At 39.4% G+C, this 21837-nt stretch carries 17 protein-coding genes and 1 riboswitch; of the genes, 12 read left to right on the plus strand and 5 right to left on the minus strand.

Features of this window, described 5'->3' with window-relative positions; translation table 11 throughout:
- The first annotated feature begins 4 nt into the window (after positions 1 to 4).
- The 4 genes from AC0VYJ_RS11020 (at position 5) to AC0VYJ_RS11035 (ending at position 3742) form a co-directional block, all read left to right on the plus strand.
- The gene (locus AC0VYJ_RS11020; RefSeq protein WP_430246356.1) at positions 5 to 841 is read left to right on the plus strand and encodes a phytoene/squalene synthase family protein; all 837 of its coding nucleotides are present in this window, start codon (positions 5 to 7) and stop codon (positions 839 to 841) included.
- Positions 842 to 1088: 247 nt separating this feature from the next.
- Positions 1089 to 1667 carry a GNAT family N-acetyltransferase gene (locus AC0VYJ_RS11025; RefSeq protein WP_475367362.1) on the plus strand — a complete coding sequence of 193 codons (579 nt, stop codon included), beginning with the start codon at positions 1089 to 1091 and terminating at the stop codon, positions 1665 to 1667.
- Positions 1668 to 1719: 52 nt separating this feature from the next.
- On the plus strand, positions 1720 to 2652 hold the full coding sequence (locus AC0VYJ_RS11030) for an alpha/beta hydrolase (RefSeq protein ID WP_475367363.1): 933 nt from the start codon (positions 1720 to 1722) through the stop codon (positions 2650 to 2652).
- Positions 2653 to 2992: 340 nt separating this feature from the next.
- Positions 2993 to 3742 (plus strand): AAA family ATPase, encoded by a 750-nt coding sequence (locus tag AC0VYJ_RS11035; RefSeq protein ID WP_475367364.1) that lies wholly within the window; start codon positions 2993 to 2995, stop codon positions 3740 to 3742.
- Between the two features lie 145 nt (positions 3743 to 3887).
- On the opposite strand, the gene AC0VYJ_RS11040 is transcribed toward AC0VYJ_RS11035, so the two are convergent.
- Genes AC0VYJ_RS11040 through AC0VYJ_RS11055 form a run of 4 tightly spaced genes read right to left on the minus strand, consistent with a single transcriptional unit; the run spans position 3888 to position 8804 of the window.
- Positions 3888 to 5351, minus strand: a complete 1464-nt coding sequence (locus tag AC0VYJ_RS11040; RefSeq protein ID WP_475367365.1) for a phytoene desaturase family protein — start codon at positions 5349 to 5351, stop codon at positions 3888 to 3890.
- Positions 5348 to 6469: a glycosyltransferase family 2 protein gene (locus AC0VYJ_RS11045; RefSeq protein ID WP_475367366.1), complete on the minus strand. Its 1122-nt coding sequence runs from the start codon at positions 6467 to 6469 to the stop codon at positions 5348 to 5350. The genes AC0VYJ_RS11040 and AC0VYJ_RS11045 overlap by 4 nt, the downstream gene beginning before the upstream one ends.
- Positions 6469 to 7281 carry a carotenoid biosynthesis protein gene (locus AC0VYJ_RS11050; protein ID WP_475367367.1) on the minus strand — a complete coding sequence of 271 codons (813 nt, stop codon included), beginning with the start codon at positions 7279 to 7281 and terminating at the stop codon, positions 6469 to 6471. The genes AC0VYJ_RS11045 and AC0VYJ_RS11050 overlap by 1 nt, the downstream gene beginning before the upstream one ends.
- 17 nt (positions 7282 to 7298) lie before the next feature.
- Positions 7299 to 8804: a phytoene desaturase family protein gene (locus AC0VYJ_RS11055; RefSeq protein WP_475367368.1), complete on the minus strand. Its 1506-nt coding sequence runs from the start codon at positions 8802 to 8804 to the stop codon at positions 7299 to 7301.
- A gap of 179 nt (positions 8805 to 8983) precedes the next feature.
- Here AC0VYJ_RS11055 and AC0VYJ_RS11060 point away from each other — a divergent pair, with 179 nt between their 5' ends.
- The 4 genes from AC0VYJ_RS11060 to msrA all read left to right on the plus strand — a co-directional run bounded on the left by AC0VYJ_RS11060 (position 8984) and on the right by msrA (position 13076).
- On the plus strand, positions 8984 to 9502 hold the full coding sequence (locus AC0VYJ_RS11060; protein ID WP_475367369.1) for a glycosyl-4,4'-diaponeurosporenoate acyltransferase CrtO family protein: 519 nt from the start codon (positions 8984 to 8986) through the stop codon (positions 9500 to 9502).
- Positions 9483 to 10526, plus strand: a complete 1044-nt coding sequence (fni, locus tag AC0VYJ_RS11065) for a type 2 isopentenyl-diphosphate Delta-isomerase (protein ID WP_226613046.1) — start codon at positions 9483 to 9485, stop codon at positions 10524 to 10526. The genes AC0VYJ_RS11060 and fni overlap by 20 nt, the downstream gene beginning before the upstream one ends.
- 195 nt (positions 10527 to 10721) lie before the next feature.
- Positions 10722 to 12125, plus strand: coding sequence for a Na+/H+ antiporter NhaC family protein (locus AC0VYJ_RS11070; RefSeq protein ID WP_194221612.1), 1404 nt, complete (start codon positions 10722 to 10724; stop codon positions 12123 to 12125).
- An 87-nt stretch (positions 12126 to 12212) separates the two neighbouring features.
- Positions 12213 to 12326, plus strand: a riboswitch (SAM riboswitch).
- 99 nt (positions 12327 to 12425) lie between these two features.
- Positions 12426 to 13076: a peptide-methionine (S)-S-oxide reductase MsrA gene (gene msrA, locus AC0VYJ_RS11075; RefSeq protein ID WP_475367370.1), complete on the plus strand. Its 651-nt coding sequence runs from the start codon at positions 12426 to 12428 to the stop codon at positions 13074 to 13076.
- Positions 13077 to 13123: 47 nt separating this feature from the next.
- Here the strand turns inward: msrA and AC0VYJ_RS11080 are convergent, their stop codons facing one another.
- On the minus strand, positions 13124 to 15367 hold the full coding sequence (locus AC0VYJ_RS11080) for a hypothetical protein (protein ID WP_475367371.1): 2244 nt from the start codon (positions 15365 to 15367) through the stop codon (positions 13124 to 13126).
- 257 nt (positions 15368 to 15624) lie between these two features.
- On the opposite strand from AC0VYJ_RS11080, the gene cydD reads away from it, so the two are divergent.
- The 4 genes from cydD (at position 15625) to AC0VYJ_RS11100 (ending at position 21756) form a co-directional block, all read left to right on the plus strand.
- Entirely contained in the window at positions 15625 to 17358 is a 1734-nt protein-coding gene (gene cydD, locus AC0VYJ_RS11085) for a thiol reductant ABC exporter subunit CydD (protein ID WP_475367372.1), read from the plus strand.
- Complete coding sequence (cydC, locus tag AC0VYJ_RS11090) at positions 17355 to 19064, plus strand: thiol reductant ABC exporter subunit CydC (protein WP_475367373.1); 1710 nt, start codon at positions 17355 to 17357, stop codon at positions 19062 to 19064. The genes cydD and cydC overlap by 4 nt, the downstream gene beginning before the upstream one ends.
- A gap of 224 nt (positions 19065 to 19288) precedes the next feature.
- On the plus strand, positions 19289 to 19525 hold the full coding sequence (locus AC0VYJ_RS11095) for a hypothetical protein (protein WP_475367374.1): 237 nt from the start codon (positions 19289 to 19291) through the stop codon (positions 19523 to 19525).
- Positions 19526 to 19611: 86 nt separating this feature from the next.
- On the plus strand, positions 19612 to 21756 hold the full coding sequence (locus AC0VYJ_RS11100) for a DNA topoisomerase III (RefSeq protein ID WP_475367375.1): 2145 nt from the start codon (positions 19612 to 19614) through the stop codon (positions 21754 to 21756).
- Positions 21757 to 21837 lie beyond the last annotated feature (81 nt).

Raw genomic sequence — 21837 nt, forward strand, 5'->3', positions numbered from 1 at the left:
AGAGATGCTCGAACAAGCCTATGCTCACTGTGAAGCCATTATTAAACATCATTCCAAAACGTTTTACAAAGCGTTTTCTTTATTGCCTTCTTCAAAGAAGAAAGCAGTCTGGGCTGTTTATGGTTTTTGCAGGCAGGTTGATGACATCATTGATGAAGGCACAGATCCTGAAGCAGAATTAAAGGTCTTTCGTTCTGAATTTGCCTCTTTTCTAAAAGGTGAAATACCAAAAACTGATCCTATGTGGCTAGCTCTTGAAGATGTTTTTCGTAATTTCTCCATGGATACGAAAGCTTTTCACGATATGATTGCTGGGCAAGAAATGGACTTATATAAAACGAAGTATTATACGCTTGAGGAACTTGAACATTATTCTTATCATGTGGCAAGCACCGTTGGCCTTATGCTTCTTCCAATTCTTGCTCCAAAAAAGGTAGACGAACTTCGAGAGAGTGCCATAGCGTTAGGTCTTGGCATGCAAATCACGAACATTTTAAGAGATATCTCTGAAGATCTAGACCGAGACCGAATTTATTTGCCAATTGCAGAGATGGAAGCATTAGGTTATGGTGTTGAAGATTTAAGAAGTCGAAGAATGAATGAGGCATTTATCAAAGTTTGGGAAAAGCTTGCTGTTCGAGCTGAAATGCATTACGAAACAGCTTTCTCAGCTATGCATCATTATCCTCTAGATGCTCGCCTTCCAGTGAAAAGCTCAGCGGTTTTTTACAAAGCCATTTTGCAGTCCATTCGTAAAAAAGAGTATAATGTCTTTCACCAGCGAGCATTTGTATCGGAAAAAGAAAAAGAAGCGCTTTTATCGGCGATTGCCGGAAATTAACAAAAAAGCTCTCTTCCAATTGGAGGAGAGCTTTTTGTTATATCCTTAATGTCTTTAAGATTAAGGAATCTAAGCGAAAAGGAGTTGTAACATTTGAGAGAATTTGAAATGATTAGGAGGTAATGAATGTTCTATGCATCATTAGGGGTAATGATCTCTAATTTTTTTCAAAAAGGGTGACGCAAGTAATCAAGAAAGCTATTCTAGAAAGAGCTATGTTATCGACAAAGAAAGGTAGGAAAGCCTGTTGATTTATATTGAGAAGAAGAAAGTAACATTAAGAGAGGCAACATTGGAGGATATTAGTACTTTATACTATTGGAAATATGAAGAGGAGAAGCAAGAAGCAAAAAAATGGAACGGCCCATACATCATTGAGAAGAAGATATCCAAAGTAGAGTACAAGAAAGAGTGGGAGCAACAGCGTGAAATTAGTCTCGGAGTTCCAGATACGTTAGTTATTGAAGCAGACAATAAAGTGATAGGTACAGTGGGATCATACTGGGTTGATAAGTTCACTAACTGGCTTGAAACCGGAATTGTTATTTATGATCCATCTTACTGGAATGGAGGATACGGTTCTGAAGCTTATAGAGAATGGATCCATTTTCTATTTCGATCAACAAAGCTTCGTCGACTTGGCATGTCTACCTGGTCTGGGAATGAACGGATGATCAAGGTGGCAGGGAAGGTTGGAATGAAAGAAGAAGCTAGAATAAGAGATGCAAGAATAGTAGAAGGTGTTTACTACGATGCCATCAAAATGGGGATGCTTCGAAGTGAATGGGAGCAACTTCGGTTTAATTGTAAGGCGTTTTGTTTTTGAAGGACTTATGGCATGATAGAGGTAGCTTGCTATTAATCATTTGGGGGAAATTATGAAAAAACGATCTTATACACGTTTATTGAATGAAACGATCACAATTTATGAAGAAAGTGGTAGTTTAAAAGCTTATCAATTTATGAAAGAGCATGCGAAGAATGTGGAAGGCAATCAAGCGCAGCTCTACAATTTTCAATATGCTCTTGCAGCTGCAGCTGACCTAAAAAAAGAAGCCCTTGGGATCATGGAGGAAGCCATTATTGATAAGGGATACTGGTATGCGTATGAGTATTTACAAGCGGATGAAGACTTGGATTCCCTCCGTGAGTTTGAAAAGTTTCAAGAATTGGTTCAGCTTTGTAAACAAAGAGAAGAAAAGGCGATGGAACAAGCAAAGCCAGCGTTAACGGTTTTAAATAACGAGGGTGAACAAGAACGTCCCGTTCTTATGGCTGTTCATGGAGATCAAGAGAATGCTGAAATGACCGCTGTAGCTTGGAACCGAACAGCAACGAAAAAGTATAAACTCGCCTTTCCTCAATCATCTCAAATCCAGTTTTCAGATGCTTATGAATGGGAAGACGCTGCTTTAGGGGTACAAGAAATACAGGACCATGTGAATTCCCTTTCCTCTAGAGAAAACTTGATTATTGGAGGTTTTTCAGCAGGATGTCACGTAGCACTTAGAGCGATTCTCGAGCAGCGTATACGTGTGGATGGTTTTATTTTCGTAGCACCATGGATTCCTAATATTGATGAATGGCGAGATACTATCGATTCTTTAAAGAATTCAAATATAAAGGCTTATATCATATGTGGTGAGGAAGATGATGACTGTCTTGAGGGGTCTAAAGCCTTATCCGAGTTGTTGGAAGCTCAAGAGGTTGCACATGAACTGAAAATTATTCAAGGTCTGGATCATGAATACCCGGAGGAGTTCAATGAATGGCTTCACCGAGCTCTGCAATTTATTAATAAAAGGGATTAGGGAAAGACCTTAGATAGAGCCCAGTTTCATTTATTCTAAGTCCGAATTCTTTTTGATCACAAAAGTTCAATCCTCTGGAAGGATGATCGCATGAGAGAACAAATTGGTGAGTGTACAAACTGTCAGAAATTAGTTTATTGCTTGAATGGTTTTCTCGATGGAGTTAGTTGGAATGGTCAGCTATACTGCTTTACTTGCTTTGAAAAACATGAAGGTCAGCCGCCGTCATAGTCTTGATCGATGTAGTGGGATCATACTTTATTCAATAGAAGATTCCTCAAACCTTTTCCAGAATGTGCATAAAGGGTTTCTTAAGTGTTATGACATAAGGGGGAGTCAAGTGAAACTAACGAAAGAGACACAATATATCAGAAGTGTCCGTTTAGAAAAAACTGAAGCCAATGAATTTCCGTTCTCACTACCTGCTGTACAAAGTCTACAGGATGAACTTATCTTTCACCCAAATGTTACGTATATTGTTGGTGAGAATGGAATGGGGAAATCAACGCTGCTAGAAGGGATAGCTGGGACACTAGGTATGAATCCTGAAGGTGGCACGAAGAATTTCAATTTTTCTAGCTATGATTCTCACTCAAATTTGCATCAGTATTTGAAATTAACAAGAGGAGTTCATAGACCAGATGATTCTTTTTTCTTTCGAGCCGAGACGTATTACAATTTAGCTACGAATATTGAAGCATTAGATCAAGAGGGATTTGGTCCGAAAATTATTGATTCTTTTGGAGGGAAATCACTTCATCAACAATCGCACGGAGAGTCTTTTTTTGCTACATTTATGTACCGATTTCAAGGAAGAGGGTTGTACATTTTAGATGAACCCGAAGCGGCGCTCTCACCGATTAGGCAGCTATCGATGTTAACGAGAATACATGAGCTTGTTCAAGAAGGTTCTCAACTAATTATATCGACACACTCACCAATTTTAATGGCATACCCTGAGGCAAGAATCCTACAGCTAAACGCCGATAGCATGAGTGACGTAACGTTAGAAGGAACTGATCATTTTGTGACGATGAAACAATTTTTTGAAGATAAAGATCGCCTGTTGCATCATTTGTTGAAGAATTAAGGGTAAAAGGTGTTCAAACGAAATAATTGATAAATTAAATCGAAAAGTGCCCTCCAAACGCAAGCTTCATTTGGAAGGCACTTTAAATTTGTTTAGATAGTCTACCATAAATGGCGTTCTTTACTGAACAATTTGTACTTGTGCACTAGTGATCTTCGCGTATGATTCGATTCGCCACATTTTTCCCGCTAATGACGACCATTGGAGAACCACCACCAGGATGGGTGCTTCCGCCAGCAAAGTAGATATTCGAGATATCCTTTGATTGATTGGAAGGTCTAAGAAAACTATTTTTTAAAGAATTCGAAGAAATGCCGTAGAGTGCCCCTCTGAAAGCGTGGAAACGTTCTTTAATTTCTTCAGGTCCGATGACCTTCTCCGTGACAAGGTGCTTTCTTATAGGTAATTCATGCTTCTCCAACTTATCATATATTTTCTCTTTATATTCCTCTAAGGAAACTTGGTTATTTTCGGACAGAGGAGGCGCATTTACTAGAATAAAGAGATTATCTCCATCTGGAGAAACAGAAGGGTCTGTTGCTGAAGAATTTGAAATATAGATCGTCGGATCGTCAGGCCATTCTCCTTTAAATAGCGTTTTAAACTCATGACTGTAATTTTGAGCAAAGTATACTTGATGATGTACGAGATTAGGAAGTCTTGTTGATAATCCAGCCATGATGACAAAAGCGGAAATGGAAGGAGATGATCTCTCAATTTTTATATTAGGCATGGATGGTCGCTCTTTCTCATCAACTAATGCTGGATAGGCTTTTAATAAATCGCCATTAATAATAACCTTGTCTACGTTTAATCGATCAGAAGCCGTTTCAATTTGCTTCGCTTTTTTATTTTCAACATGTATTTGATTCACTTCAGTATTTAAGTGAAAAGTAACACCTAGCTGTTTTGCCGCGGTTTCTAGACTTTCAGCAAGTTTGGTGTTTCCCCCTTTAACATAATAAACTCCCTGCACCATCTCAAGGTATCCGATCATCGCAAAAGTAGCTGGCGAGAGAAAGGGGGAGGAACCAATATATGTAGAATAGCGATTAAAAGCTTTTAATAAAAGAGGATGCTGAAAATAGCGTTCATGAAAGTGATTCATTTTCTCAAGCGGTCTCACTTTCATAACCGCACGAAACAATGTAGGAGACAAGTAATCATTCCACTTTGTAAACATCCTCGGAAAGAATGATGATTTGGATAAATGATAGAGTCGTTCAATTTCTTTGAGATATGCGAGATAATGATTCGCTGCAAATGAATCAAGCTTCTGTAGTTGTTCTATCATGAAAGATTCGTCTGTGCTCATCATAAAAGATTGACCATCATAGTCTACATTTCTTGTATGATGGTCGAGCTTCATCCACGTGAAATAATCCCTGGGGTTAAGGTTTGCTTCTTCAAATAAAGAATCAAAAATTTCAGGCATTGTCATTGTGTTTGGCCCGAAATCAAAGTGATGTGTCCCCAGGTTAACTGGCATCATTTTCCCACCTGCGTATTCATTTTTGTCATAAACGTGTACGTTGTATCCTTTGCTAGCTAGCTTAATTGAAGCAGAGAGCCCACCGAGTCCTGCCCCAATAACGGCAATTGTTTTCATGAGTATGTTCTTCCTTTCCAAACATAACCTTTCTGCCTTAAACCTGTGCGCATAGAATGAATCAACAGAGTCATAAACGCGACAGCACTAAGTGGCATGAGGAGCGATAACGTGACTCTTTGATTCGTTCTTAAATCAATCCATGCTTTTTGAAGCACGATTAGGACATAGGGGTAAAAGAGTGCGACTATTAGTGAACCTGTTAATGCTGTATAAAGCCCTGCAAGTAATAAAATAAAAGGGCCGACATAGAAAATACCATAAAAAATAAAGAGGATCCATATTAGGAAACGAGAGCGGCCGAGACCTGGGAAAAGGTTTTTAGTGAAACCATTCCAGACTTCGCGATTTGTTTGATACATATAACAAGTGACCACATTTGTTATATTGGCAAGAATAACTCTTTGTCCTTTTTTCTTAAATGCTTTTGCTAAATCAATATCATCTAGGAGGGTCTCGCGAATCCCTTCATGACCACCAACGTGTTTGTATGATTCCGTATGAACCATTATAAAAGCCCCATGAGCAGCGGTGAAGGAGGGAAGGTTCGTCCAATTAGCTGGTGCTAATGGAAGATGGAAATGAACGACAAAATGCTGAAGTGGTACAAGAAGCTTTTCAAGAAACAAGCTTACAGGAAAAGCAGGAAACCCTGTTATCATGGAAGCCTTCCGCTTTTTCATTAATAAGAGGGCAGCTTGAACCGCATTTGGCGACAGTCTTAAATCTGCATCATTAAACAGTAGGTATTGTCCTTTAGCATGTTCACTTAGCTGGTGACAAGCATATACTTTCCCAGTCCAACCTTCAGGTAGGTCTTTACCACGAATTATCATAAATCGCGGATCATTTTTTGTTCCTTCATACAGTAAATTCAATGTTTGATCACTAGAGTGGTCGTCAAGTAGAAGAAATTCAATATTTTGATATGTGAGCTTTTTTAAGCTTTGAAGGAGTTCCCCTACGTTTCGTTCTTCATCACGAAGAGGGATAAGAATGGATACACGTCCATTCTCATCCCCCTGAATACTTCGATTTGATAGACGTGGCATGAAGAGTGAATTGATGATCGTCCACAAGACAAACGCTGTAAGAATGCTAATATAGATGAGCAACATTAGACGGTCACCTCTTCCACTTTAGCGTGTCCATTTTGCTTCGCTTTTTTCTTATAGGTAATTAGCAAAAGCAGTGTAGGAATCGATGTTACAAAGACCGCAAGCCAAAGTCCATCAAGTAGTGCAAGGAAAATAAACATACCCATGACCATACCAAATAACATAGCCATTCGATGCTTCCATATAATGAAAGAAGTCCTATTTAGAACCTTATTCCTCATATAGAGAGGATAGAGTAAGGCATGGAAGAAAAGGGATACCCAGAACCAGCCCGTGAAATTTTGGAAAGGAACGTTATAATAAACGCCGTTTCCGTCCCATCCCCAATAACCCTTCACTAAATAGGCGACGGGATCAATGATTAAGTCAATTAAAACGGCAATAAGGGAGCCTACAAGGGAGTAGACGATCCATCTTATGATTCCAGGATTTAGTATTTCGGTCATTTGAAGCGATAGCACATGGGTAACGGCGATCACCATAATCCAAGCAAAACCAATCCCTATTGGAACGTCAGCTAATTTAAACCCAAAATCACCGGAATAATCATATTTACCAAAGATTAAACCATAATGAACGCCTAAGCCCTCTGCGATCATGCTGAAAGCAAAGATAAAGGAGGCAATTGAAAGCCCCCGCAAAGCCCCAAACGTACGTACAAAATAAAAGCTGCCTAATATTCCACAGAGTATAAGGAAGAAGGCATTTGCCCAGTTAAGAAACGATGGAAGTAGGTCGAAGCCAACAAGGATCAACCCACAGCAGTACCAAAAAATAAATAGTCGAAAGATTACGTTATCCCATTTCATCATGTTGCGAAGTCCCTTTCTTAGCCAGTTTGTTCATCTTTCAATTTCTGATCTTCAGCAATTAAATCTGCAGTTAACTGACCTGAAAGTGTAACCATTGGTACACCACCACCTGGATGTGTTGAACCGCCTACAAAGTACAGATTATCAATTAGTGAACTTCTAGATGGTATTTTAAAACCACCGTTTACTTTACGATCCGTTGCTACACCATAGATAGAGCCGCCGTTAGAACCATATAAATTCTTAATATCATCTGGAATGAACTGATATTCGAATTCAATTGATTCGCGAAGACCTGTCATACCCATTCGTTCTAATTTATCTAGGACGATTTCACGGTATCTACCGCGATGTTTCTCAAAGCTCTCACCAGGCTCTAATGGTGGAACATGTGTTAAGACAAAGAGATTTTCTTTTCCAGCCGGTGCCTGAGTAGGGTCAGATTTTGATGAGACACCAATATAGACCGTTGGATCGTCAGCAGGGACCCCTTCATCAAATATTTGTTTGAATTCTAACTCGGGATCTTTCGAGAAGAAAAAGTTGTGGTGTTGAAGGTGATCAAACGTCTTATTTACACCAAGTAACAACACAAGGCCTGAAACGGTAGGAGTATATTTTTTCAATTCATCTTTCACTTTTTCAGCACCAGGCTCTCCTTTAAGAAGCGTCTCGTGGGCAGGGATGCCTTCAAGATTACTAACGATTAAGTCTGCCTCCATCATCGTCCCATTCGCAAGTTTTACACCAGCTGCTTTTTTGTTTACGGTGAGAATCTCAGCGACCTCTGTATTGACTTGTACGTCCACACCTAGCTCATCAAGTAGCTTAAGCATTCCTTCTGCTATGTTATACATACCGCCTTCAACATAATAAATACCAAGGCCAAGCTGCACATAAACAAGTTGTGAAAGAATGGCAGGGGAATGATAAGGTGATGAGCCAATATACATAATAAAGAAGTTAAAGAGCTGCTGAAGATGTTTATCATCCAGATATTTTTCCGTTGCCTGATTCATTGATTTCATAGGGTTCATTGTGAGAAGATCTTTAAATGAATGCAGTTTTTGCAAATCTTGAATGCCTGACAAGCTTTTTTTGTAAAAGCTTTTTAAGCTTAAATCGAACATCGTTTTGCAATAATCTAAATAGGAGAGGAAGTTGGAATAATCTTTCTCTGAGCGCTTATGTACTTCAGATAACATAACAGCTATATCACTTGTTACATCAATCTGGGCGCCATCTTCGAAGAAAGTTCTCCATTGAGGTTCAATACGTTTAATGGTCATATAATCGTTTACATTTCGGTTTGCGCTTTTGAATAGTTTCTCAAGGACCCAAGGCATTGTTAGAATGGAAGGACCCGTATCGAATTTAAACCCTTGGCCAGAACGTTTGTTTAATTTGCCGCCAGCGCGCTCATTTTTTTCCAGTACGGTAACTTGATGTCCATCGGCTGCAAGACGAATAGCTGCCGAAAGACCTCCTAGTCCAGCACCAATAACGATTGTTTTTTTGCTCATTCCATCTCCTCCTTCATCGAATTAACTTCAAGCGTCGACATTTATACACTGTAATTGTATAGTGTGGGTATAACCTTTGTAAAGGAATCATAACGCTGTTACAGTGTATAATAGGTTTTCCTGACATAATAATTACCTAATCTTGGATATGTTAAACAATTTTGAAACGAGGAATTTGTATGCAGGTCATCCACTTATCGATCGTAGGGTTAATCTTAGTGAATATTTTTGCCTGGCTGATCATTCATGTTTCTATCTCTTATATTTGCCTTCGGTTGCCAGATTCCTTTTATGAATCTAAAAAATCAATGTTACAAAATAAGAAATGGGAACTGAAAGTGTATGATCGTATCCAGATAAGGAAGTGGAAAACAATACTACCTGATGGGGGAGATGTGTTTAAAGGAGGATTTCGGAAGAAAGAACTCAAAACGCTCACTTCTTCTTATATAAGGAAATTTATCTTAGAGACAAGACGTGCAGAGGTGACCCATTGGCTTCTCATACCACCTTCATTCTTGTTTTTCTTATGGAATCCTTTGAGTATTGGTTTAGTAATGGTTGGGTATTCTTTAATAGTTAATCTTCCATTTATTCTTATACAAAGGTACAATCGACTCAGGTTAAAACCATTATTACATCGACAGATGAAAAAAGAGCAGCGCAGGGGGAATTCCATTGGAACACTTGGGGTTTGATCAAACCGAAAAAAGAAAGAACGAACATATTGATATTTGTCTAACGGAAGACGTGGAAGGACAGGGACTTACGACGGGGTTAGAAAAATATCGTTTTAAGCATAATCCACTACCAGAAATTGATTATAATGAAGTCGATATCTCCACTCAATTTCTTAATAAGAAATTGAAGACGCCATTTCTGATCAGCTCAATGACCGGCGGTACAGAGCGATCTTGGGAGATTAATAAACGTCTTGCCAAAGCTGCTGAAGCACATGGTTGGGCGCTTGGTGTAGGCTCAATGCGTGCCGCTATTCAAGAATCGAAATCCGCTTATTCATTTGACGTAAGAAAACATGCACCAACCATTCCTATACTAGCCAATATTGGAGCTGTTCAACTCAATTATGGTTTTACAGTAGAAGAGTGTAAGAGAGCGATTGACTTCATTCAAGCTGATGCGCTTCTGCTTCATTTAAATCCATTACAAGAAGTATTCCAACCTGAGGGTGATACAAATTTCCAAGATTTAATCGATAAAATTCGAGAAGTAGCAAAAGCGATCCCTGTTCCACTCGGTATTAAAGAGGTTGGCATGGGAATCGATGCGAAGAGTGCTCAGCGTCTTATAAGTGCAGGTGCCAGTTTTATTGATGTTGCTGGAGCGGGTGGAACATCCTGGATTCAAGTTGAAAGTTTTCGTTCCCATCAAACATTAAGACAACAAGCTGCCGAAGCTTTTCAAGATTGGGGTAACCCGACAGCTGATTGTATTATTGATGTAAGGAAACAGCATCCCGATGTCCCGATGGTTGCAAGTGGCGGACTAAAAAATGGTGTGGATGCAGCTAAAGCTATTGCTCTCGGGGCGGATGTGTCCGGATTTGGTAGGGCATTACTTGAAAATGCAGTAGATGATAGTGAAGAAGCGCTATCAGATCAATTAAAGCGAATTGAGTTCGAATTACGAACAGCTATGTTTGGAATTGGAGCTGCATCGATCAATAGATTAAAATACAATAGCGCATTAAAAAAGAAATAGCCAGAGCACTGAGCTCTGGCTTTTTTGTATGAATAAGTTAAGGAACGATGTTCAATTTGTCATATTTAAACCATATGGCACCAATGACTTCGAGCAACTCCACTTGCTCAGACGAATGAGGAATCAACATTATCGGTTCCCGTAGTATAGGTCGTTCTCTAGAGAGCAAACTAGAGCTTAAGGAGGGCGACGCTAATGGCCTGGTTATCCATTTTTCCGTTTATCGTTGTCATTATCATTGCGATGAAAACAAAACTAGTGATCCCCGGATTAACGGCGGGTTTGCTAACAGCATCATTTATATACAAACCTGGATTGATCATTGGTTTACAACAGTTCTATGAATTTATTATGACTGGTTTGAAAGATGAAAATAATGTTAAAATCGTCCTTTTTCTATATATGTTTACGGGCTTAATCGGATTGATGAAATATACTGGTGGGATAAAAGGATTTGTTCAAGTTGCCTCATCCAAAATCAACTCAAAAAAAGGAGCGTTATTTCTGACGTGGGTGTCAACGCTAGGAACATTTAGTGCTCCTAGTTTCCGCATTGTAACGGTAGCCCCAATCATGAAAGCTCTTTTAAATAAAGTGAAAATCACTCCTCAGGAGCTTGGATTTGTGATAGAAACGACAGCAACTCCAGTTATTGTCTTAATGCCAATTGCTACCGCTTTTGTCGGCTATATGTCATCTGTTGTGCAGCTTTCACTAAAAGCAGAAGGCATTGAAGGAGATGGCTATCGTTACTTTCTTCAAAGTATCCCTTACAACTTTTTTTCGATTAGTATTTTATTGATTGGCTTTTATTTGAGTTTTTTCCATCATCGAAAAACGCCAGCTACAGACGCAGGTAATGTGGAAAAAAAGCTTGATGATCAATGGGAAGATTGTCATCCAGCTGTGGCGAAGGATCTTCCTACGAAACCGATGAATTTATTAATACCTCTTGGAGGAGTTATTCTCCTAACACTTCTTCTTACATATTGGAGTGGTTATAAGAAGGGGTTTACTTCTTTAATCAAGGCGTTTATTGAGGCAGATGTCCTCGACGCGATGGTCTTTGCACTTCTCACTACAGTACTTTTAACGTTCATTTTCTATTTATTTCAGCGTTTTTCTTTAAAGGACCTTGTTACTTATTTTATCGAAGGTGGTAACGAGATGATGCCGGTCATCGTCTTGCTTACTGTCGTTTGGGGCTTAGCAGCTTCAACAGAAGCTCTTGGCTTCTCGTCTTTTGTTACCTCAAACCTTGATTGGATTCCTACTTTATTTGTACCACCAGTCTTATTTCTCGTTGGGGCGTTTATTTCATACTTTATTGGCTCATCATGGGGCACATGGGGAATTTTAATGCCGCTCGGTATTTCATTAGGGTATTCTACAGGAGCAGATCTACCTGTTGTCATTGGAGCCGTATTTGCGAGTGGGACATTTGGCGCTTTTGCTTCTCCGCTAAGTGACAATACGAATACAGTTGCGAGGATCTTGCAGTTGAATCCTATGACATATGCGAAATTTAAGCTTGGCCCAGCTTTATTAGCGGCGGGATTAGCAGCAGCTGGCTACTTTGTTATCTCTTTTGTAATATAATTATTTTTATGAGTACTTTTGTATTGACATCCGTTTTAAAACCATTTATTATTGGAACTAACTTAATAATCCTTTGTTTAAAGGATCTTCTTATTCAGAGAGGTGGAGGGACTGGCCCTTAGATACCTCGGCAACGGACCTATGAACTTATGTTCAATTGGAACCGTGCTAATTCCTGCGACGAAAGTCGAAAAATGAGAAGAGGCTCGGTCTATCCAAACCCTCTTCTGTTCGAGCAGATGAGGGTTTTTTTATGCACCCTCATTTGGAAATATGTTTTAGTAGAGGGAGAGACTGATATTGCATACACTAATGGATAACGAAGCAAGAAAACAACAGCTTATTAAGACCCTTCTCTCACAAGGGATATATAAGAAGGGTGAAAAGCAACTTTATATGTTATCACTAAATGAATTAGAAAACATATATGCTCGATCAAATAAAACCATACAGAGAAAAGGAAACGGAGTGGTCATAGTGGAACAAGCAACATTTGCAGCAGGGTGCTTTTGGGGAGTAGAAGCGCTATTTCAACAATTGAACGGTGTTATTTCAACTTCAGCAGGGTTTACAGGAGGAGAGACGATTAATCCAACTTATGAAGATGTTTATTCTGAATTAACAGGCCATGCCGAATCCGTACAAGTTGAATATGATCCTTCTCTCATTTCTTATGAAGAACTTGTAGAAGTTTTCTTTGAAAATCATAATCCAACCTCCTTAAACAAACAGGGAGAAGATGTCGGAACACGCTATCGCTCAGCGATCTTTTACCACTCAAATGAGCAGGCAGAAATAGCATTGATTGCAAAAGAAAAACTCGAGCGATCTGGACGCTTCAAAAAACCAGTTGTGACGCAAATTGTACCAATCACTTCATTCTATCGTGCAGATGAGTATCATCAAAGCTATCTTGCTAAGCGTGGACAGTCTTCTTGCAAAATTTCATAATAGAAAAAAGGCTTTCTCTCATTGTCATGAGGGAAGGCCTTTTTTAGTTAATCACCTTGATTGACACCTATTTGATCAATAAAGACTTTTCCTTTCTCTGATGCATTAAATTCGAATGTAAGAGCATTCATCTTCTTCGGATTAAAGGCATTGTTTGCTTCTAAGAATCGCTGCATCGGAATATTAAAGGTTTGGAGAACCGGTTCAGTAGGTTCACCATAACGTCCTTCTTCAAAGTATTTTGTTTTTGTGTGTTGAATAGGAAGAACACCTTGCAACTGCATGACGTCACTCAGCTTAACACTAGCGGATGCTCCGTTATCTGAACTAGCCGTGATTGTGAAATCAACAGGTTGCTGGTCAGATGGATCTGAAAGGTTTGCTGCTGTGAATGTTAATGAACTGTTCATTGTATAAGCAAATGGATCCTGAAGGGCTTTCTTGAAATTTAATTTGTATGTGCCGTTCTTTGAATAGGAATGATCCCATTTCAAAAAGACCCCATGAGTACCTCTTTCTTTATCGCGTCGAAATTCAAGCTCTCCTTCATACCATTGCAGCAAGCTATTAGTCTCTATGGTGATATAGGGAGATGTCGCTGTTGTGACATCAACGTCCTCTTCAAAGGTGCTATAGATATGATACGAAGGATCTTCATATTTACTAATGTATGTTGTATCAGGTAGCCATTCGAGAGCATAGCGATAATCCTCAAACATCGGTTGATAGGACTCATTTTGATGAAGCGTCGCCTCAAGAAAGCCAGCGACATATGTGCGGGCTATTTGTCGTTGTTCAGTGCCTTTAAGAAGAGGCTCTTTATTTAATAAAAGCGTGAAAGGGAAATACGTATCGTTTTCTCCCCACGTTGTGTTAAATTGTCCGTGATTGGCGCGATCAATATAAAGGGCTGCTTTCATAGCTTCTTTACTGCCAGTTAAATCAATCCCATTATACTGTCGGTCGCCTTCGAATTCCGATAAATCACTATCATAAGAACCTTGAAGTAATAAATAATTGACATCATCCACTTCGATTTTTCGATCTGAAAGTGTTTGATAATCCGTCGGTGCAAGTGCGATAACAGATTCAATATTATAATGGAAATCAAAAGTCATGTTCCCGTTATTTGGGTAACGATCAAGGTCATTGAATTTTGCTGCTAAAATCGCAGCTTGACCACCGCGAGAATGACCTATTAAAGCAATTTGATCCATCTTCACTTTGTTGAATAATGGATTATCTTTTTGAGAAGATAATTTCTCCATTTCTTCAATATGTTTAAGCAGCAACCAAGCGCGTCCATTAATGTCTCCTGCGAGGCCACCAGACCATGATGAATTGAAGAAGTTCTCATCTACTGATACTGTTAAAAAGCCACGACTAGCGAGTAACTCACCTAAATAATTGTAGCCTTCATCTGAGAAGTCCTCCATCTTATGGTTTCCATGGACAATAAGGACAAGAGGAAAAGAACCATTTCCTTTAGGCACCCATACACGTCCATTAAGTGGCACATTGGTGTCTTTAAAGCCCCAGAACCACTCGCGTTCTTTGGACCATTCTCCAACCATACTTGAAGCGTTAACTGACATCGTTTGAATATCTACTTGCTCCCCAAATTCAGGACGTTGCTTATCCTTTCCACTTCCATATGTATAAGTAGTTACATCAAATGAGCCGTATTCTGAAGGGTTATCACTAACAGGTGAGAGCGGCTCTACATTAATAGAGAGACGATCATTCATTAAACCAGGTGTGAATAACCAGTATGAAAAAGCTGACGTTGCTAAAACACCAAACAGTAGCATGATCATAGACATTGGCTTTTTGATGCCTTTAGAAAGAGGGTATCCGAACATAGCGCCAAGGATGATACCGACTGCAATTAAGAGATAGGAGAGCGGAAGGATGTTCTCTAATTGACGAAATTGATCTAATGTATAAATGGTTATAGCAAGCGAGACTCCAATACTTGCAATGAGAAGAGAGGGTAATCTTTTGAAATGCTCTATGAACCATGTACCAATCTTAACGGTGAGCAGTGTACTGACAACTGCAATTAATAGGAAAAGAATAACGTCCATTATTTGACCCAGTCCAGTATGAAAATCAAACCCAATCGAAAAGATTAGCAGCATTGTCATAAAAAGAGCGCCGTAAGAAGCTCCTTTCCATATGGTTTTAAAGAAGGATTGTAATGGTTGAGTAAAAGAAATCAATAAATGCTTTAATTTATTTCGTTTGTGTGTATTTTTACGCGTTTTTTCAAATTCAGGTTCGTGTTCCACGCTAATCCTCCATTTCTTATCCTGCTGCTTTCATTATAGCAAATAGGAAATAAGGAAGAATGCTAAATCTAAGAATGCCTCAATTGAATAAGTAGTGGCTCGATGACTCTAGCACAGATTTCGTTCATTTAATTGTAAAAATAATCGCTGCGTAGTATTTGCTTCTCCTTTGTATAAGTCGTACAATAGGAATTAAGAATTAATGTGAAATATTTCACAAACGTATGTTTGTTGTGAAACTAAAGGTGGGGGATCAGGTGAAGAACGAACTTAAAGCGTATGCTTCAGGTTTTAAAATCACACACTTGTTTATGATTTTAGGTGCTCTTATGATTGGCGCATCCATTATTGTACAGGCTTTTCTTACAGTAGAAATAGTGAATCGGGTATTTATTGAAAAACTAGCATATTCAGACATTTCATCGTATCTCATTGGCTTACTGATTGTCATGGCGCTACGCCCTTGCGTATCTTATTTAATGGGAAAAGCAGGCGTTAACATGGCCGCTATTGTAAAACAAAGAATAAGAGAAGCGCTTTTGAATAAATTTTCTCGAGACGCACTTCTAACGTCTTACCAGGGTCAATCTGGACAGAAAGTGAGCGTTTTACTAGATGCGGTGGATGAGATTGATTCCTATTATAGTCAATACATTCCACAAGTGTTTAAAACGGCGGTTATTCCTTTTTTTATTCTAATCGCAGTTTCAACTCAGCATATTGAAACAGGGCTAATAATGATCGTGACGGCTCCATTCATTCCACTCTTTTATATTATTATCGGCATTCGTACTCAGAAAAAATCCGAGGAGAAGCTAGAGCAGATGACCGTTTTTTCTGGTCGCTTTCTTGATACAATTCAGGGTTTGACTACGTTGAACTTGTTTCGTCAATCGAAGAAATATCGCTCGATTATGGAAGAAAGCAGCTTGAATTATCGAGATGCAACGCTCGAAGTTCTTAAGGTTGCGTTTGTTTCATCCCTTATGCTTGAGCTTATTTCAATGTTAAGCATTGGGATTATCGCTCTTGAGATTGGTCTTCGTCTCATTGTGTTTAATAGCATGTCTTTTGCTACAGCCTTTTTCCTTCTTATGCTTGCTCCTGAGTTCTATCTTTCCCTAAAGGAACTAGGCAGTGCTTTTCATACTGGTAGAGGTAGCATGAGTGCAATGAAAAAGGTAAGTGAAGAACTTCATCGTGAAAGTGACGAAATGAAATGGGGAGATCGATTACTTGAAACGAAGGAGAGGCCACCACTGTTGGCGTTTAAGAACGTTTCATATCGCTATCAGGAGAGTGGATTTGGGTTATCCTCTATTGATCTAACTATTAAACCTTATAGCAATACGGCCGTGATTGGTCGGAGTGGATCTGGAAAATCGACGCTTTTGAATTTGCTTGGTGGATTGCTTCCACCTCAAGAAGGTGCCATTACCGCCGACGAAATTCCCCTAACAAGTTTAGAAGAAGAAAGCTGGTTTTCAAAGATAAGCTTTATATCACAAAACCCGTATTTGTTTACTGGAACGATCGCTGAAAATATCGCGATTGGATCAAAAAGTAGGGATAAAATACAAATCGAAGCGGCGGCTGAGAAAGCTGGTATTTCCTCGTTTATTGCTTCTCTTGAAAATGGTTATGAGACGGTTATTGGTGAATCCGGAAGAGGGATATCTGGAGGAGAGAAGCAGAGAATTGCGCTTGCTCGAGCATTTATAAAACAACCAGAGATTATTTTATTTGATGAACCAACAACGGGACTTGATTTATATACAGAGAAAGTTCTTCATACTTCGATCAAAGAACTATCAAAAAACGCAACAATGATTACTGTAGCACACCGTATCCATACAATACGAAATGCCGATCATATTATACTCCTTGATAAGGGAAACTTGATCGCGGAAGGAACCGATGAATCGCTTTACGCTTCAAGTGAGTTGTATCGTGATATGGTTGATACGCAGAAGGCGGAGGTCACTTTATGAGAGAGCTAGCATTTGTATGGCGTGAGATGCTGACAGAAAAACGGGATATCCTCCTCTCAATATTATTTGGTTTTATTGCGGGAATAACAGCTGTTGCCTTGTTTGCTTCTAGCGGCTATTTAATTTCGAAGGCAGCCTTATCGTTACCTGTGTTTGCATTAGCGATTTTAACAGCTGTTGTGAAATTTTTTGGACTTGCCCGCGCAGCTGGACGCTACTTTGAAAGGATATATTCTCATCGCGCGACGTTTTCCATTTTAAGCAACATGCGCGTCTCCTTTTATAAAAAGCTTGAGCCAATAGCGGCAGGGTTGTCACAGAGATATCGCAGTGGAGATCTGCTAGGTAGAATTGTAGGAGATATTGATCGACTGCAGCATTTTTACCTTCGCGTTTTTTATCCACCTATAGTTTTTATTCTCATATTCCTTGTTACGATTTGGTTTACGCTATTCTATTCTTTCGAAATTGCACTTCTAATGTTACTTGGAGTAATTTTTACAGGGATTGTGATTCCGGGTTACTTTGCGTGGAGTATTCGAAAAAAGGATCGAAAGGTTCGTTCAAGTAGAGGAGAATTTGCTGCTGATTCAGCTGAGTTTTTCGCTGGTTATCGTGATTTGAAAATCATGAGTGAGGTTGAAGGAAAGAAAAGCGATCTTAAAACAAAATCCAACGACTATGGGATTGCTCAAAGCAAAGAAGGAAAAGCAGAAGTGCTTCATCAAGCCGTTAATTCATTTGTGTCTTTATTTGTAACCTGGAGTGTTATTGGGATCGGTTCATATCTTGTCATAACGGGAGAACTAGATGGCGTGTTTCTCGCCATGCTTGTCCTGATCTCTTTAACGTCCTTTGAGAACGCAGTGCCATTGGCTATCATGCCTGCTTATTTGCAAGATAGCATAGTAGCTTCGAAAAGACTGTCATCTGTAGAAGGGAAGCCAAGGGTGGAAGAGAAAGAAAAGGTGGATCTTCCGAATGAGAAAGCTTTTTCTCTGTCGGCAAGAAATGTCACTTTTTCTTATCCAAATGAAATACGAAAGTCATTAACTAATGTAACGGTTCATATTCCAGCAGGAGGAAAAACGGCTATTGTTGGACCAAGTGGTTCTGGAAAATCGACTCTATTACAACTTTTCTTAAAGTTCTTTGAGGGAAGTGGCGCATTAGAGATGAATGATCGTTCCATTCAATCGCTTTCCGAAGAGAATATCTGGAGCAAGACGAATGTCGTCCTGCAACAAAATCATTTCTTTTCAGGTACGATTCGTGATAATTTGCTTCTAGCCGGAGAGTCATTATCCGATGAAAAGTTAATGGAAAGTCTTCAAGCTGTCCAGCTAGAACACTTTTCTCTCGATTATAGCGTGCACGAAAAAGGATCGAACCTTTCTGGTGGTGAGCAACAGCGCCTCGCTATCGCCCGTTCCTTCTTAAAGGGTAAACGAGTCTGGTTATTAGATGAACCGACTTCCTCAGTCGACCTTCTTACTGAAAGGTCAATTCTCAAGCATCTTTTTGAACAAGCGAAAGAGGATACGCTTCTACTGGTCAGTCATCGTTTAAACAATCTTGAACAAATGGATCAAATTATCGTAATGGATTCAGGGCAAATCGTAGAAAGTGGTACGTATAAAGAATTGATGAAAATAAAGGGCTATTTCTATCAAATGAGAGAAATAGAGAAAAGTGTCCTTCTTTAATATTGATGGAGTCTCATCTTCCAATCGCTTACTGAAAGAAAATAGCGATTGGAAGTTTTTTTGTTGACTTTTTTAGTGGACATGTTGATTTGTGAATCAATAGAGAATCGACCTTAGAACTAATGCTATGACAAAAAGAAGGGGGAAGTCTTCTTTATATGGAATTTTATAGGGATGATCTAAAAAGGAGGGGGTTTATTGTTAAACAACGTGAGTGTGTAACCGTGAAAGTACCTAATATGAAACAAGCGCTAGCCTTTTGTACGAAAGTTTTGAATTTCGAGGTATCAAAAGAGGATGGCCCTAAAATTGTGAGCCTTGTTCATGAAAACATATCAATTGTCATAGAAGAGGAAGCGGTTCAATCTGATAATAAAAACGTGCTGCTCGGAATTCCATCTACTAGCATTCGTCAGGATCCTTTTGATCCAAGCGCCTTAGCGATAGTTGAATATAGTTAGGAACGTTAAAACACCTACTACCATATACGATCACATGTACGATATACTAATAGCTAGCGTATTTTTTTGAGAGAGGAATGTTACCTTTGGCAGCTGTTTGTATTATCGCCGAAAAGCCAGATCAGGGAACGCGTCTTGCCGCCCCTTATCCAACCGAAAAAAAACAAGGATATCTCTATATTAAACCTAATCCTGATTTTCCTGATGGAGCCTATATGACTTGGGCTGTAGGACACTTGTGTGAACTCGTTCCACCTGAAACATACGAATCTTCATGGAAGAAGTGGTCTCTTCAAACCCTTCCGATGATTCCGACACAATTTCAATATCAGGTAACGAAAGGAAAATGGAAACAATTTAATGTCATTAAAGAACTCGTTAACAAAAAAGAAGTAGGATCTATTATTCACGCGGGTGATGCTGGGAGAGAGGGTGAACTCATCGTCCGTACGATTTTGAATCAGGCTCGTTGCAAGAAACCAATGAAGCGACTTTGGATTTCTTCACTAACAGAACGTGCAGTAAAAGAAGGATTTCAATCACTGTTAGAAGAAACAGAAACGCGTAATCTTTATTACGAGGCTTATGCAAGATCTTGTGCAGATTGGGTCGTAGGAATTAACGCCTCACGCGTGTATACACTTCTTTTTAAACAAAAAGGGTTACAGGATGTTTTTTCTGCAGGAAGGGTTCAAACGCCTACACTAGCATTAGTCGTTCAACGAGAGAAAGAGATTGCGAACTTTAATTCAGAGCCGTTTTGGGAAGTGAAGGGCACATTTGATTACAATGGAAAAATGATTGTTGGAAAATGGACCAATGAAGATCAAACGAGACTTGAGTCGCCCGAAATGGCCCAAGCCATTGCTCAATTTTGTGAAAATAAGGACTGTTTAGCGAGTGAGGTTAAGAAAGAACGGAAGCAGTACAAAGCTCCCTTCTTGTATCAACTATCATCTCTTCAGTCTACTGCCAACAAGCGCTATAAATTTTCACCGAAAAAAACGTTGGATATTGCTCAGAAGCTTTACACAAAGGGGAACATTTCGTATCCAAGAAGTGATTCTAGTTTTGTCACCAAGGATGAAGCGGCAGAATTCCCTTCGATTTTATCAAAGCTTCAGAAGCAGCGAGCTTATCAAGAGTATTTTCCACTAAAACGTGACTCGCTCTTAAAGGACAAGCGATTTGTGAATGCTGCGAAAGTAAGTGATCACTATGCGATCATTCCAACAGAACAGGTGCCAAACCTGGATAAATTATCAGGTGATGAAGCTAAAATATATGATTTAATCGCACGAAGTTTACTAGCGGCGCACGAAGAGGCATCGATTGTCGATTATACAACTGTGCTCACCCTCGTTGATAATAGAGCCCTATTCCAATCAAAAGGACAGGTGCGAATTCAGGAAGGATGGCAACGAATTATCCCATCGAGTCAGAAGGATGAAGAGTTACCACCTATTGAAAAGAACGAACAAGGTAAAGTTGTATCTGTAGAAGTAACAGAAGGCAAAACACAGCCGCCAAAACGATTTACTGAAGGACAGCTTATTACAATGATGAAGACGGCCGGTAAGCATCTAGATGATGAATCTCTTGAGAAGATCTTGAAAGACACAGAAGGACTTGGGACTGAAGCGACTAGAGCGGGAATCATCACAATGCTCAAAGATCGCAAATACATCGATGTTGTAAAAAACCAGGTATATGCAACGGAAAAAGGCATGTTATTGATCGATTCGATCGGAAATGCCGTTCTTTCAAGTCCTGAAATGACAGCGAAATGGGAGCAGCGGCTAAAACAAATTGGAAGTGGCGAGGCTTCTCCACAAGCGTTCATGGAATCTGTGAAGAAACTTGCAGCGAAGCTAACCTCCGATGCAGTTGAATCTTCTGCATCATGGGATTTAAAAGATATTAAGATAGAAGCACAGCCATCCAAAAAATCACTAGGAAAAAAGGTTGGCACATGCCCACTTTGCGGTTCTGACGTACTGGATAAGGGGAAATTATTTGGGTGTAGTAGTTATGCTAAAACAAGTTGCCCGTTTACAATCTCCAAACGAATTCTTGGTAAACCTATTTCGCAAACGAACGCTAAAAAAATTCTAACTGAAGGAAAATCCAATGTAATCAAAGGGCTGAAAAGTAAAAAAGGGACGTTTAATGCCGCGCTTGTATGGAGCCCGGATGAGAAAAAACTAACATTTGAATTTGAAATGAAGTAATTTTAAGCATGCCTTTCATAGGGGCATGCTTTTTTTGAACTAATTTTCTCACCTAACACACTCTTTATCAGGATGATAAAC

The organism is Anaerobacillus sp. 63XJN7_5_ISO-PGPR-S23-430 (genome assembly GCF_056173695.1).